This is a genomic window from Caproicibacter fermentans, from assembly GCF_009746625.1.
In the GTDB taxonomy this organism is placed as follows: Bacteria; Bacillota; Clostridia; order Oscillospirales; family Acutalibacteraceae; genus Caproicibacter; species Caproicibacter fermentans.
In genome coordinates this window covers 1-14,869 of the sequence record NZ_VWXL01000108.1, presented here as the reverse complement: position 1 = coordinate 14,869, position 14,869 = coordinate 1, and the positions used below count along the sequence as shown (strand labels likewise).

General features: G+C 44.5%; 15 protein-coding genes. 9 read left to right on the top strand and 6 right to left on the bottom strand.

Going from position 1 to position 14,869, the window contains the following annotated elements:
* Nucleotides 1–85 precede the first annotated feature (85 nt).
* The 4 genes from proC (at nucleotide 86) to CAFE_RS18620 (ending at nucleotide 3,335) form a co-directional block, all read left to right on the top strand.
* Nucleotides 86–895, top strand: coding sequence for a pyrroline-5-carboxylate reductase (proC, locus tag CAFE_RS18635; RefSeq protein WP_066644216.1), 810 nt, complete (start codon nucleotides 86–88; stop codon nucleotides 893–895).
* A gap of 63 nt (nucleotides 896–958) precedes the next feature.
* Entirely contained in the window at nucleotides 959–1,603 is a 645-nt protein-coding gene (locus tag CAFE_RS18630) for a stage II sporulation protein M (RefSeq protein ID WP_233452877.1), read from the top strand.
* A gap of 23 nt (nucleotides 1,604–1,626) precedes the next feature.
* Entirely contained in the window at nucleotides 1,627–2,520 is an 894-nt protein-coding gene (locus CAFE_RS18625; RefSeq protein WP_066644217.1) for a tyrosine recombinase, read from the top strand.
* Between the two features lie 14 nt (nucleotides 2,521–2,534).
* Nucleotides 2,535–3,335: a DUF624 domain-containing protein gene (locus tag CAFE_RS18620; protein ID WP_156991421.1), complete on the top strand. Its 801-nt coding sequence runs from the start codon at nucleotides 2,535–2,537 to the stop codon at nucleotides 3,333–3,335.
* Nucleotides 3,336–3,378: 43 nt separating this feature from the next.
* Here CAFE_RS18620 and CAFE_RS18615 read toward each other — a convergent pair whose 3' ends face one another.
* The 6 genes from CAFE_RS18615 to CAFE_RS18590 form a co-directional block, all read right to left on the bottom strand.
* Entirely contained in the window at nucleotides 3,379–4,386 is a 1,008-nt protein-coding gene (locus tag CAFE_RS18615; protein ID WP_066644219.1) for a tyrosine recombinase XerC, read from the bottom strand.
* 130 nt (nucleotides 4,387–4,516) lie between these two features.
* On the bottom strand, nucleotides 4,517–5,263 hold the full coding sequence (locus CAFE_RS18610) for a DUF6873 family GME fold protein (protein ID WP_066644220.1): 747 nt from the start codon (nucleotides 5,261–5,263) through the stop codon (nucleotides 4,517–4,519).
* Nucleotides 5,264–5,265: 2 nt separating this feature from the next.
* Nucleotides 5,266–6,450, bottom strand: a complete 1,185-nt coding sequence (locus CAFE_RS18605; RefSeq protein ID WP_330594103.1) for an ABC transporter permease — start codon at nucleotides 6,448–6,450, stop codon at nucleotides 5,266–5,268.
* On the bottom strand, nucleotides 6,447–7,400 hold the full coding sequence (locus CAFE_RS18600; protein WP_066644222.1) for an efflux RND transporter periplasmic adaptor subunit: 954 nt from the start codon (nucleotides 7,398–7,400) through the stop codon (nucleotides 6,447–6,449). The genes CAFE_RS18605 and CAFE_RS18600 overlap by 4 nt, the downstream gene beginning before the upstream one ends.
* 261 nt (nucleotides 7,401–7,661) lie before the next feature.
* Nucleotides 7,662–9,035, bottom strand: coding sequence for a DNA repair protein RadA (gene radA, locus CAFE_RS18595; RefSeq protein ID WP_066644223.1), 1,374 nt, complete (start codon nucleotides 9,033–9,035; stop codon nucleotides 7,662–7,664).
* Between the two features lie 60 nt (nucleotides 9,036–9,095).
* A complete protein-coding gene (locus tag CAFE_RS18590) occupies nucleotides 9,096–9,851 on the bottom strand; it encodes an N-acetylmuramoyl-L-alanine amidase (RefSeq protein ID WP_066644224.1) in 756 nt (251 codons plus the stop codon).
* A 3-nt stretch (nucleotides 9,852–9,854) separates the two neighbouring features.
* Between CAFE_RS18590 and CAFE_RS20540 the strand changes: the two genes are divergently transcribed.
* From CAFE_RS20540 to CAFE_RS18565, 5 genes are all read left to right on the top strand, one after another.
* Nucleotides 9,855–10,133 (top strand): FCD domain-containing protein, encoded by a 279-nt coding sequence (locus CAFE_RS20540; RefSeq protein WP_139104035.1) that lies wholly within the window; start codon nucleotides 9,855–9,857, stop codon nucleotides 10,131–10,133.
* A gap of 501 nt (nucleotides 10,134–10,634) precedes the next feature.
* Nucleotides 10,635–11,702: a TRAP transporter substrate-binding protein gene (locus CAFE_RS18580; RefSeq protein WP_066644225.1), complete on the top strand. Its 1,068-nt coding sequence runs from the start codon at nucleotides 10,635–10,637 to the stop codon at nucleotides 11,700–11,702.
* A gap of 86 nt (nucleotides 11,703–11,788) precedes the next feature.
* Nucleotides 11,789–12,295: a TRAP transporter small permease gene (locus tag CAFE_RS18575; RefSeq protein WP_066644226.1), complete on the top strand. Its 507-nt coding sequence runs from the start codon at nucleotides 11,789–11,791 to the stop codon at nucleotides 12,293–12,295.
* Nucleotides 12,296–12,310: 15 nt separating this feature from the next.
* Entirely contained in the window at nucleotides 12,311–13,621 is a 1,311-nt protein-coding gene (locus tag CAFE_RS18570) for a TRAP transporter large permease (RefSeq protein WP_066644227.1), read from the top strand.
* 43 nt (nucleotides 13,622–13,664) lie between these two features.
* Nucleotides 13,665–14,630, top strand: a complete 966-nt coding sequence (locus CAFE_RS18565) for a C-terminal binding protein (RefSeq protein WP_066644228.1) — start codon at nucleotides 13,665–13,667, stop codon at nucleotides 14,628–14,630.
* Nucleotides 14,631–14,869 lie beyond the last annotated feature (239 nt).

Here is a 14,869-nt window from a genome sequence, read left to right as displayed (position 1 = left end):
AAAATGAAAATCCTGTAATTTTTTGTATTGATTCGAGTTGCGAATTGGTTTAGTATAAAGATATAAAATCGTCCGGAGGAAGATAATGGAATTTCAGAAAGTTGGATTTATCGGAGGCGGAAACATGACGTCCGCCATTGTTTGTGGTGTCGTCCAAGCAAACACTTTTCCTGCGGATCACATCTACGTATTTGATATTCATCAGGAAAAAAGGGAGAACCTGCACCGTAAGGCGGGCGTTTTGACCGTGAATTCGGCCCTCGATCTGGTCAGAACATGCGATATTATTTTTCTCGCCGTAAAACCCCAAAGTTTTCCTGAGATGCTTTCGGAAATCCGTCCGGCGGTCAATGAAACAAAGACTTTGGTCTCTATTGCGGCCGGCATCTCTTCGGAGTCCATTACAGGCGCTCTTGCCTGTAGTTGTCCTGTGATACGCGCAATGCCGAACACTCCGCTTTTATTGGGCAAGGGTGCTACTGCTGTCTGCAGAACCGAAAATGTAACGGACCTTGCCTATCAGTTGGTTTTGAATCTTTTTTCTTCCTGCGGTATCGTTTCACAGATTGTCGAAAGCCAAATGGACGCTGTCATCAGCGTAAACGGCAGCAGCCCGGCTTATATCTATCTGTTTGCCAAAGCGGTAATCGAAAGCGCGCAGAAGCAGGGAATAGAGCCGGGCATATCGCTTCCTCTTTTCTGCCAGACGCTGGAGGGCAGTGCTAAAATGCTTTTGGATTCGGGAAATACGCCGGATGAGCTGATTCGGAAGGTTTCTTCCAAGGGAGGCACAACGATTGCGGCACTGGATGTTTTGAAGAAGAGTCAATTCGAAAAGGTTATCGATGCAGCAATGAAAGCTTGTACTGAGCGAGCGATTGAACTGGGAAAGTAAACATAGAATCCGTTTGTCCCTCATACATTTTGATAGGTGCTCCGTTGGGAGGAATGTATGAGTATGAGCAGGGTAATTGTTGTTGCCCGCGGAATTCGTAAAAATTCAACATTCTGCGGGCGTGAGATGTTGAAAGCGGCACGTCTGAACTGGGAACTGGTACTTCTGGCGCTTGTGTTTTTGGTGGGAATGGCCGTGGGGGCCGTTTACGCTAGAAATGCGGATACGCAGGCGTTGGAGCGGATGGATTTTCTTTTTGCCGGAAATTTTAAAGCGCGCCTGACCGCTTCTTTCCTTTCCATTTTTACAGCGTCTTTTGCTTCGGCTTTCCTTTTCGTTTTCGCATGTTTTTTATGCGGTCTTTCCATGTGGGGAGTGCTGCTGATCCCGTTTATTCCTTTTTTCAGAGGATTTGGACTGGGGCTTACTTCCGGGTACCTTTACGCGGCTTACGGCGGGCTTGGGATTTTATTTAATCTGGTCGTGATATTGCCCGGAGCTTTAGTCTGCTGCATATCGGTTTTACTTGCTGCCAGGGAGGGAATTGGTTTTTCCCGTCTGCTGGCATCCTGCGGATCCAAAACGATAAACCAAGCAAAGCTGAAAATTTACGTTTTGCAATTCGGCGCCATTTTGGGAGTCGCTTTTTTATCGGCACTGATTGATTTGCTTTTATCCGCCTGTTTCGGCGGCCTGTTTTCTTTTTAACAAAATTGAGGAGATAGAACAAAATGAAGGATTTTTGTTCAAGTTTCAGTGATTATTTAGTGAACCAGAAATCGGTTTCAGCGAATACACTGGAGTCGTATGTAAGAGATGTGGAACATTTTATTTCTTATTTGACCCAAAATGGGAGGGATGATCCGGCGTCGGTTGATGCGGATCAAATCAACTCTTACATTAAGGACATGAAACAGAACAAAAAGTCCGACGCAACTATCACGCGAAATATTGCATCCATTCGATGCTTTTATCAGTATATGGTTCTTTTCGGCTATACTACGGTTAATCCGGCAAAAGCAATTCACCTGGAGAAAATCGAAAAAAAATTTCCACAGATATTAAGCGGAAAAGAAATTGAACTGCTGTTATCGCAGCCGGATACCAGAGAGCCGAAAGGATGCCGCGATAAGGCGATGCTGGAACTTCTTTATGCGACGGGGATCCGGGCAACCGAGTTGGTGGATTTGGATATCGGCAGCATAAATCTGCGAACCGGAATGCTGCGGTGCAGCACGGCCCGGAGCGAGCGTGTTATTCCGGTATATCCCACCGCGATCAGCGCAATATCCGATTACATTGTCAGGGTGCGTTCCCATATGATCACTCCCGCGGGGGGACAGGCCTTGTTTGTCAACCTGAACGGGCGGCGGTTAACCCGCCAAGGCTTTTGGAAGATCGTAAAGGGGTATGCGGAACAGGCCAAAATTGTGAAAGAAATTACACCGCACACCTTGCGCCATTCTTTTGCGCTTCATCTTCTGGAGAACGGGGCTGAACTGAAGGATATTCAGGCAATGATGGGTCATGCCGACATATCGTCCACACAGGTTTATGTCCATCTATTAAATGATCATTGCAAGGAAGTGTATAATCAATGCCATCCCAGGGCTAAATTAGGGTAGGGGAGAGATACTTTTTGGGACTTTTTCACATTGACTATAATAAACCTGGCCCCGGCGTAAGGAAAGACGAGCCGAAAAAGAATGCGTTTCTCCGTTTCTTTGCGATTTTTTTTCGAAAGTTTACTCAGCTGATAGAACTGAATCTTCTATTCTCTGTTTTTGTTGTCATAGCGCTGGCAATCACGTATTTGCTTCGAAATCTGATTCCTGATTATTTGCTGGTCATCATATCCATCCTGCTGATATCACCGTTTTTAGCGGGTCTGACTTTTGTAACAAGAAATTATGCCCGTGAAGAACACGCGTTTTTAATGGGAGATTTTTTCGATGCGATAAAACAAAATTGGAAGATGTTTCTGGCAAACGGAGTTGTTTGTATTCTTCTGTATTTGGTGCTCAGCGTTTCGATTCGATTTTATTATCATAAACTTATGGATGGAACTTTATATGCGGTTGCTTTATGCCTGTGCATCGCAATAGCATTTTTACTGATATTTGCTCAATATTATGTTCCACTCATGGCTGTCACATTTGACTTAAATCTTCTGCAAATTTACAAGAACGCATTAATCTTTTCAATTATCGGATTATGGCGTAATATTTTGATTACCGTATTATTGGCAGCTTTGACGCTGATTCTTTATTTGTCTCAGATTATGGCGCTCAGTTTAATGATTGGGATCGTATTTGTATTAACGTTGTTTTTTTCTTTCGGAATGTTTCTGATTAATTTTACAATCTATCCGTTGGTTGACAAAACAATGATTCAGCCATACCAGAACAGTCTCCGGGGTGAATCCGATAAAAAGGAATAGCTTCTTGAGAAATAAAGCATAAAGGGGGGTGAAAACCGCCCCTTTATTTTTTATTCTCCTTGTTAATAAGAGGGCCTCTTTGCTTCACATGAGAAAGAGGATTGGCCTGCGCGGCTGTTTCCATCTGTTCACTTGAAAGATGCGTGTAAATTTCGGTCGTGCTTAGATTCTCATGCCCCAGAATGTCCTTTAAGACTCGAATATCAACGTGCCCGTGTTGGTACATTAATGTGGCAGCCGTATGGCGGAGCTTATGTACGGAATAGCCGGGTCCGCCTAAATCAATTTCAGACAGATATTTTTTAACCAGATACTGAACGGTTTTGGGGCTGATCCTTTTTCTCTGTCCGCTGATAAACAGAGCGTTCTTATCAATTAAGCCTTCCCGTGGGCGCACAGCCAAATAACGTTTTATTGCATCGTGGCATGCTTCGTTCAAATAAACAATACGTTCCTTGTTGCCTTTGCCGGTTATTTTTACAGTGGAATTTCCTTCGTGAAGATCCGTTAAATTCAGACCTACAAGCTCTGAAAGGCGCATCCCGCAATTTAAGAAAAGGACTAAAATGCAATAATCTCTTTCCCTTGTTTTTCCTTCAACTTTTGACAGAAGTTCCAAACTTTGCTCAAGCGACAAATACTTTGGAAGCGATTTTTTTGTTTTGGGGGTTTCCAGTTCTTTGACAGGGTTATTTTCAAGTTTTCCTGCTTTGTTGGTCAGGTATTTAAAAAAACTGCGGAGACTTGACACTTTTCGCGATCTGGTGGCCGAACTGTTGCTGCGTTCGGAACTCAGATAATTCATATATTCGAATACCTGCGTCAAATCGATTGTTTTGATCAGATCAATCGTAACATCGGAAATTTTTATCTCCTCAAATTTCGTGCCCGGCGGAACCAATCCGCGCTGCAGTTTTATGTAACGAAAAAACGTACGTAGATCAAGATAGTATTCTTCAACAGTTTTCGGTGATTTTCCGCGAATTGTACCAATGTAGCCCAGAAATTCACGGACTACCGGCGGTGCCTCTGCAAGCATTTCAGGTTTCATTTAGTTACGAATCCTTTCACAAATCGAATAAAATCCTATTTTTAGGCTTTTGAGTCCCCTGAATTATACAAAATATTTATTTTGTATAATTATATCCCGCTTTTTTATTTCTGTCAAGATTCTTTATTTCCTACCGTTCCATCAAAGGGATAATTCCTCCGACGTCTAAAAGAGGTCCGTCGTAGAGAGAAATGATTTCAATTTTTCTACAGTCAAGAAATTCTTTGATTTTTTGGTAATCCGGATGATAAACTGGATTGCCGGCAAATGCTATTTTTCTTTTTCCGATCAGACCGCAGGCTCCGCCCAAAAAGCCATAAGGAAATCCCGCGAGTTTAATGAATCCAGGCTGAATTTTCAGTACGCTGAAACCGGCCTTCAATGCTGCCGCCTGGATTCCGCAATCCGCTGTAATAATGGATTTTTCGTCTGCTATCGCTACCGAGCATTTTGCGTATCCCTGTCTGACGTCAACAAATTTTATATTTTCTTTATTTGAATAATACAAAAGATTCGGATCGATAATTTTTTTATTTGCAATTAGAAATTTTCCGATGCGGGCCGCATTTAAAGCGCAGTCCTTCGGATAAGGACTTTCGATCATGAAAGCTGATTCCGCAATGCGAAATCCGTAATTTTCTAATGCCAATTTCAGGGATTCTTCCCCTTTTGCCGCAATGATTCGGTTAGCTCCCAAAGGCTGGCACAACAGGTCCGCGTGGCTCTGTACCGGGGGCTCAAGAAACTTTGCCGGTTGCACGGGAATTACTTTGACACCAAGACCGGTTAGCCCCGACAGAATACCGGGATATGTATGGGAGACGGCTGCCAAAACGACGTCCGACTCCGGAAGATTCGGGATTTTCAGAAAACGCATGATTACTCCTGCCTCAATGCGTCTACCGGTTTCAAACATGCTGCCTTATAAGCCGGATAAACGCCGAAAATAATACCGGTAAGAACAGAAAAACCTGTTGCCAGTAAAATAATGTCCGTTCGGATGCTGAGTATTACATGAAGGTAGGATGCCCCGGCGAAAGAGACTAAATACCCAACCCCTATTCCAAGAATGCAACCGATTACGGAAATCAGCGCGGCTTCAAACAAGAATTCCAGCATAATAGCTCCACGGGTAGCGCCCAGCGCCTTTTTAATGCCTATCTCCCTGGTCCTTTCGTTTACCGACACAAGCATTACCGTCATAATGCTCAGGCTTGCGACCAGTAATGATATGGAACCCACCGCAGACAGAATTAATGTTACAAGATCGAGAATCTGTATTAACCCGTCTTTTTGCTTTGCAAGGTTATTGGAAACGAACGCGTCTTCAGTACCATTGCTGGCGTCTAAATTACTGACAATCATCTTCCCCACATTTTCAGCGCTATCCCCCGCTTTGATTTTAACCGCTATCTCGTCGAAATCGCTGCGGCCGGCTGAAGCCTGGACGGTCGTATAAGGAACATATACAAATGTAGGAATATAATCGCCGATCAGATTCTGCAAAAGGCCGGTTCCGGTCTTGACTACACCAACGACGGTAAATGCCTGCTCAATACCGCCGCATTGAAAAGAAATACTTTTGCCTATGATGTTGCTTCTTTGGTAAGCGCTTCTGGAAAATTCTTTGTCCACCAAACAAACGTTTGCACAGGCATTGACATCTCTCTTATTGAACAGACGGCCATAAAGAACCTTTACGGAAATGATATCGCTTGCCTTGGTGTCAATGCCCCAAAGCAATGCGGTTGTGGTGCCTTTCCGAAGGGTAATATTGGTGTTTTCCACAAGAATTGGGGAAGCCTGCTGAACCTGACTGATTTTTCGAATCGAATTTAAATCTCCTGAGGTAAGCGAGACGTTCTTTCCCTTTTTTGTGGTAATCGACAAGCCGCTGAGTCCGAGACTGTCCAGCTCCGAGTTTAAGGAATTTGTTCCGCACTGACTGATACTGGCAACGATAATTACGGAAGAAACTCCGATCACGATGCCCAATATGGTCAAAAAGGTTCTGGCGCTTTTTCGTCCCAGATTCCGGAAAGCAGATTTCAGGTAATCAATCACGGCGCATTCACCGCCTTGCTCATGACGGGTACGACATGTTCGCCTTCCGTAAGATTTTCCGCATCCGTTACAATACAATCCCCTTTGGAAACGCCGGATATGATTTCGAAGCCGCTGTCAAATTCTCGTCCGGTTTTCACGGGAGTTTTTACCGTTCTGCCGCCGGAAACACACAGCACATATTCGTTTCCGTTATCATCAGCCTGAACGGCGCTGTATGGCGCGACCAGAACGGAGGAATCATTGGAAGTTATGATTTTTGCCTTTGCTGTAAATCCGGGTTTAATGTCTTCTTTCGGATTGTCTACGCTGACCAGAACCTCAACAACGGTATTCTGCCCGGAGGCAGTCTGCATCTGCTTGGCTTCACTCGATATTTCCTTTACTGTTCCGGAATAACAGGAATTCTTAAACCCAACGCCGCTTATTTCCGCTTTCTGACCCGTTTTAATGTCGGCAATCTGTGACTCGTTCACACTCAAACGGACCTGCAGCGCAGACGAGTCTTGAATCGTAACCGCAGGCTTTGTGGAATCAATATAATAGCCGGTATCCGGTACAGAGATGGAAGCCACCGTACCGCTGACGGGAGCTAATAATGTTTGCGTTTTTTGTTGAGTCATCTGTTCGTCGGAGACGTAGGGAGAATACGTTTCGTACGCTGAATCCGCTGCTGAGGTTGCCGTTACCACCATTAAGGCCTGCCCTTTTTCAACCTGCTGGCCCGTTTTCACATAGATTTTTTTTGAAATGGAATTGGCCGGCGCATATACGTTTCCGTCGGAGATCTCTTCCACTTTTCCTGTACAGGTAATAGACTCGACTTGTGATTCCGGTTCCAGTTTGATTACGTCAATCTTCAAAATGGAATTTTTGATGACATTGCCGGCTGTAAAAATAGCAGCTGCAGCAATGAGCGTAAAAGCGAAAAGCATTACAAAACGTTTCATTTTCATTCCCCCATCTCAGGTTATTTTGTGAGGAGAGATGAAAATTATAACGTCCTGCAGAAAAGTTGCCTTGAATAAATTTTTTTAAACTCAACACAATACTGTTGAGGTGATTTTTCATGAGCATCATTCAATGTGATGTAGACTGCATCTATCAGCGTGACGGTTACTGTACCCTGGAAACGCCATCAGCCATCACAAACTACACCGGCGACGGGTGCGTGCACTGTATCAAAGTGACTCCCCGCTCTCCGGACGATATCATTCAATCGCGGCCTCAAACGCCTCCCTCACATTTTTGACGCCAATCAGCTGGATTCCGCTCCATTTGTTACGGATTCTGTTCAGACTGTGATATGGAAGAATGCAGGATTCAAATCCCAGGCGTTTTGCTTCACTGATGCGGGCGTCGCTATGCGTAACGGAACGTAATTCGCCCGCAAGTCCAATTTCGCCGAATACGATTGCGGAATCGTTGAGCGGCTTATTTTTCAGGCTTGAAACAAGAGCAAGCGCGACTGCAAGATCGCAGGCCGGTTCATCCAATCTTAATCCTCCCACGACGTTTACATAAGCGTCAAGATTCGAAAAATAGTATCCGGCCCGTTTTTCAAGGACTGCAAGCAGGAGAGACATTCGGTTATAGTCAAAGCCGGTAGCCATACGGCGGGGGGTTCCATAACCGGAAGTTGTCGCTAATCCCTGAATTTCAGCTAAGATCGGCCGCGACCCTTCCATCACGCAGGTGACACAGGTGCCGGAAACATGACTAGGCCGGCCTGACAGCATTGCTTTTGACGGGTTGTCCACCGGGTGGAGCCCGTCTTCCTCCATCTCGAAGACACCGATTTCATTTGTGGAGCCGTAACGGTTTTTAATCGCCCGAAGCATTCTGTATGACATTTGCCGATCACCCTCAAAGTAAAGAACCGCGTCGACAATATGCTCCAGAACCTTAGGCCCCGCGATGGCTCCGTCTTTGTTGACGTGACCGACAATGATAACCGGAATTTCCAGTGTTTTGGCCGCACGCATAATTGCATTCGTACATTCTCTTACCTGTGTTACGCTTCCCGGGGAAGAATTTAAATCCGTAAAATTCATTGTTTGAATCGAATCGATCATGACAAGGTCCGGTTTTTGTTCACGGACCTGTTCTATAATCGCCTGAATGTCCGTTTCGGTCAATATGTAAAGATTTTCACAGGTAACCCCAAGCCGTTCCGCGCGGAGTTTGATCTGACGCCCTGATTCTTCTCCTGAAACATAAAGAATTTTCAGGGATTGCCCCAAATACTGACAAATTTGAAGAAGAATGGTTGATTTCCCGATACCCGGTTCCCCGCCGACTAGAATCAGCGAACCCTTTACGATTCCGCCCCCCAGCACACGGTCCAGTTCACTCATTCCCGTATGATACCTTTCTTCTTCGGATGCGGAAAGCGCGCAAAGAGCGACTGCCTGAGGAAGGGATCTCCTTAATCCGCTCTGACCGACCGCTTTTTTCGTAACGGGCTGCACTACCTCTTCGGTCATTGTATTCCATTGGCCGCAGCCGGGACATTTTCCGTACCATTTGGGAGATTCCAAACCACATTCCGAGCAAACATAAACACTCTTGATTTTTCCGCCCATCTTCCCCATCCTGTCGTTTTAATATTATTGTATTCATTATATTCGACTGTTTCTGATAATTCAAGAAGGTTGCCGAATCCCGGAACAATAGTCTAAAAAGCCGCTGTAAATTGCAAAAGCGATTTTTTTCTGGTAAACAGGATCCTTCAGCTTGGTTTCTTCCTCCGCGTTTGATAAAAAACCGCACTCGACCAGAACAGCGGGAACTTTCGCCTCCCATAACAAAAAAATGGAACTTGTTGCCGGTTTTGCCTGTCTTTTGTTATCTTTCTGCAATAATTCCATTACTTTGGCACGAAGATCTTCCGCAAGGGGCTTGCTTTCCGCATTATTCTTTGAATAGAAAATTTGGGTGCCGTTATATTGGCTTTGAGTAAAATAGTTTTGGTGAATGCTGATAAAAATACAGTTTCCCTGCTTTTGCAGAATTTTTAACCTTTCATGCATATCGCTTACTTTTCTCTCACGGATGGTTCCGAGAGTATTGTCACCGATCGAGGTATCGCTTGTTCGAGTCATAACAACATGATAACCTGAAACGGTTAGAAGCTGCTCCAGATCCTTTGAAATTGACAGGTTAATCTCTTTTTCAGGGATTCCGGAACTGCCGGAGGCTCCTCCGTCTTCCCCGCCGTGGCCCGCGTCAATTACCACGGTCTTCGGCGCCTGGCTGCTTTCAAGCGTAGAGGCGATTTGGTCGATTCGGCGATAGGAGAGAAACGATAGCATTAAAAATGCAATGCAGCAAATAATTAATACAAACACAGGGATGGTATTACTCCAGAAATTATTCTTTAATTTGCTCAAAATGATCACCCCGTGTCATATTTATATGCGGAGCTTGATTTATGTTATGCTTTCTTGTTTGTCGCCCAAAGGTCTGGGTGTTCCGTCGGATCCGCGCGGATTCATGTTTGCCAAAAAGACAAAAACCTTGCCTTGCACCTTTTGGAGGTTCGTTTGATCATTGAACCTGAAGTTGCATCTATTGCGGCAGTCCGGGCAACTGAGGAAGACATTCACCGAATAGGTTTACAGTGCGAAAAGGTTAAAAAATTAATATTGCGCGAGAATACATTTCGCTTTCATCAACGGTAAGTCACTGCAATTCGGCAACATATCCACAGGGAGCAAAGTTTGCTATGATCTGTCACCTTTCAGAAAACAGGAAGACCATAGCAGACAGACTTAATTTCGTTATAAATTATAAAAAATTGCAGTTTTACGTTTGATGATTTGGAAAATAAAAATCTCCTTAATAGACAATTACGTTTTATTTTATTGTAAATAATACTAAAATTAGGGCAATATGTTTAAAAACGATTGACAAATCCAAAATGATGAGGTAGGATAAATTTGCGTTCGAGGTTGGATAAATTTTAGTTAGCAAAATGTAAAAAATATAACCTGAATAAATCAGGCTTTTTTTTCGGGCTTTTTATTTACCGATTTCGTATAACGGTTAACTAGTAAAATAACTATATTTTTATTGCTGTTTATAAAAACTATCAGCTATTCCCCATCACATTTTATCCTTTGTTGTTTCTGACTGGTTTCAGCTGGACTCATATTATTTTAGTTATATTGGAGGAAAAAGTTATGATTAGAAAAAAATCCGTATTATCGCTGTTGCTAGCGGGAGCTATGATGGTTTCTGCCACTGCCTGCAGCAGTGCCCCTGCAAGTTCTGCAGCAGGTTCGGGTGTCGCTTCTACGGCATCGACCGCATCCGCAGGTTCTACCAGCTCCGGAAAGGTTGGCAAAACGGTTTTAAAATGTTCTTTCAACCAGTCAAACGACAATCCTGAATTCAAGGCCGTTCAGGAAATGAGCGACAAGCTTTACGACGCTACCGAGGGGCGTTATTCTATTGAAGTTTCGCCCAATGAGTTGCTTGGTTCTCAGAAAGATTCTCTTGAACTCGTTGAAAACGGCGCCATTGAGATGGCAATTATTGCAAATTCTTTGGCTGAGAATGTTAACTCCGATTTTGGTGTAATTGGGTGCCCTTACATGTTTGATACTCAAGATCAACAGAAAAAATTGTTTGAGTCCGGTGCTTTGGACGATCTGTTTGCAACTACGGAAAAATCGGGATTTGATGTTTTGGCTGCTTACAGCCTTGGCCCCCGTTCCATTTATACGGACAAGCAGATTAAGATTCCGGCAGATTTGTCCGGTGAGAAAATTCGCGTAATGCAGTCCGACACTATGGTTCAGATGCTGAATCTGATGGGAGGAGTTGGCACCGCAATGAGCCAGGGCGACGTCTACTCGGCGATTCAGGCTCATACCATCAACGGCGGTGAGAATAATATTATTACCTATACTGAATTGAAACATTACGAAGTTGCTCCATATTATTCTTTTACAAATCATTTGATGATTCCGGACCTGCTCGTCATCAACAGCGATGTTCTGAAAAAAATGAGCAACTCTGACCACGCCGCAATGAAGAAACTTTCAAACGAATCTATTGAAAGCATGTTCTCCATGGCAGATGAAGAAACAGCAAAATGCAAGAAGGAAGCTGAAGCGGGCGGAGCAAAATTCTTTGATGTTGATATTACTCCGTTCAAAACAGCAATGAAGCCTTTAATTGACAAAACTGCCAACCGCAGCGACATGACCAAAAAAATTTATGCAGAGATCCAAAAAATTAAATAAGGTAATTTGGGATTGAAGCCGAGAAGGCCTGCGGTTTTCCGCAGGCCTTCTCGGGCAAACCCGTGACCATAAGGAGGCTCCCTTCTATGAACACGCTAATTTCAATTAAAAAAGTTGTGGATAAGGTAATGGAATGGTGCTGCGTTATCATTCTTGCCTTCATGACCGTTCTGGTAACTTATCAGGTTATTACACGTTATTTTTTCAATAAACCCAGTGCTTTTTCCGAAATCCTTGCGCAAAATCTGTTCGTATGGCTCGTTATGTTCGGCAGTGCCTATGTGTTCGGGCTTCGGGAGCATTTGGCCATTACCATTCTAAAGGATAAAATGTCCGGAGCTCCGCGTCTTGCTGTGGAAATTTTAACGGAGATTGTCATAGCTGCCTTTGCCTGGACCGTTATGATTGTAGGCGGTTATGGCGGTGCTATGAAGCAGATGACTACGTTGGATGCTGCCTTGCAGATTCCGGTAGGCTGGATTTATTCCGCAATTCCTTTCTGCGGTATTATTATTTTATTTTACGTCATTTATAACGTCATCAGCTTGGTGCATCAGTATCGTGCGCCATCCGCTGAAGTCGAGTCTCGCTAAGTAGGAGGACTACGTATGAATACTGCTGCTATTGCCGGTCTGATCATGGTGATTGGCATTGTCATTACTCTGGCTCTCGGCATGCCGATTGCAATCAGCATCGGAGCCAGTTCCACATTGGCAATGCTGGCGATCCTTCCATTTCATCAGTCTATGATTACTTCCGCGCAGCGCGTTTTTACAGGCGCAAATTCTTTTGCGCTGCTTGCTATTCCGTTTTTTATTCTGGCAGGAAATATTATGAATAACGGCGGCATTGCGAAAAGGCTAATCGGCTGCGCAAAGATTCTTGCCCATCGTTTACCCGGATGTTTAGCTCAAACCAACATTGTCGCAAACATGCTTTTCGGTGCCATTTCAGGTTCCGGTGTTGCCGCTGCAGCGGCTATGGGCGGCATTCTAGAACCGCTCGAGGAAAAAGAAGGCTATACCAAGGAGTTTTCGGCGGCCGTAAATATCGCTTCCGGCCCGACCGGCATGATGATTCCCCCCAGCAACTTGATGATTGTTTATTCAACAGTCGCCGGTTCCGTGTCAATTGCCGCCCTATTTATGGCGGGTTATATTCCGGGTGTTTTATGGGGTATCGGCTGCATGATCCTTGTGGCCTTTATGGCAAAAAAACGCGGCTATGTTAATACAGAAAGATATTCTGTAAAAGAAGCATTAAAAACATTTTTAGACGGAATTCCAAGCCTTTTACTGATTGTTATTGTCATCGGTGGTATTCTGGGCGGTGTTTTCACTGCGACGGAAGGCTCCGCGATCGCAGTGGTTTATTCTTTGGTGCTTAGTTTTATTTATCGCACCATTAAAGTGAAAGACTTGCCCAGAATTTTATTGGAATCAGTTAAAACAACTGCTATCGTTGAATTCATGGTATGCGTCTCCTCCATAATGTCATGGGTTATGTCCTTTACAAAAATCCCGCAGCTGATTGCGAGCAGTCTGCTGAGCGTAAGCCATAACTTTGTTCCGATCTTGCTCATTATGAACGTCATTTTGCTGATTGTCGGAACATTTATGGATCCGACTCCGGCCGTACTGATTTTCACCCCGATTTTTTTGCCGATCTGCCAGAGCTTCGGAATGCACCCGGTGCAGTTTGGCCTGATGATCGTGATGAACCTTTGTGTTGGCACAATTACACCTCCGGTCGGCGCGATCCTATTCACCGGATGCAAAATTGCCGATGTCAAAATCGAAAGTGTTATTAAAACGCTGTTGCCATTTTTCTTCGTTGTACTTATTACGCTGTTGATGGTAACATTTATTCCGGATTTAAGTTTGTGGATTCCGAAGATGCTGGGCCTGGTAACCGTTTAATATCCGCGACGGATTTTTTGAAACAAAGAAAGGATTGCTATCTATGGAAAATCCAAAGATTATCATTTGTGACTGTGACCATAAAGATGTTGAAACGGAACGTGATGTTTTTAAAAAATCCGGATTCGATTTTAAGTGGCTGCATTGCAAAACAGAGCAGGAAGTCATTGATCAGTGTCAGGGAGCCGTATGTTTTCTCAATCAGTACGCACCCATGAACGAGACTGTTTTCAAAGCGATTCCCACTTTGAAGATGATTGTGCGTTATGGCGTTGGTGTGGACAATGTCGATGTTCCGATCGCGACGAAATACGGTGTGCAGGTTTGCAACGTTCCGGATTACGGGACAAATGAAGTGGCAGATCAGGCGCTCGCACTGATGCTTTCACTTGTACGCAAGATTCATATGATCGGCAACATGACCAGAAAAGGAATCTGGGATTATCAGGAGGCTATTCCTGTCAAGCGGCTTGCCTGCAGTACGGTCGGTATTATCGGAACCGGAAGAATCGGTGTCGCCTTTGCGAAAAGAGTCCATACGCTGGGCTGCAAAGTCATTGCTTATGATGTCAAGTACGGACAGGATGGATACAGTTTCCCGGACTTCATAGGATATAAGTCCATGGATGAAGTGCTTGCGCAGGCGGATATCCTTTCACTTCACTGTGCCCTAACGGAACAGTCAAAAGAAATGATGAATGACGCCGCGTTTGCAAAAATGAAGGAAGGTTCATACTTCATTAATGTTGCTCGCGGTGGTCTTGTTGACGAGCAGGCTTTGGTACAGGCACTGTCGTCCGGAAAGCTTGCAGGCGCCGGCTTGGATGTAGTTGCGCATGAGCCGCTCTCCAAAGGCAGCCCGATCTTTGAATTTTCCAACGTAGTGGTAACCCCGCATATGGGTTGGTATTCCAAAGAGTCCGCGGAAGAGTTAAACCGAAAATGTGCAGAAGAAACCGTCCGCTTCATGAACGACGAGCCGGTTCATTACCCGATTAATCATATTTAAGGAACCTCTGAACAAATGGCGTAAACAGAGATTTAAGCCAAGTGAGAGCAAGGGAACGCTGCAGACCGGTTGTTAGTGCCGGATTTCGATGCCCACATTACTGGATTCATCCCCACTTTTGCGGAAATGGGCGCACTTCTCCCTTGTCAGGTCTCACTGAAACTTCGACCTGCCATTGCCAGCATATAGAGATTTGCGCACGCGAACATGGCATACAGCCGGTTCTCGTTTTTCATTAA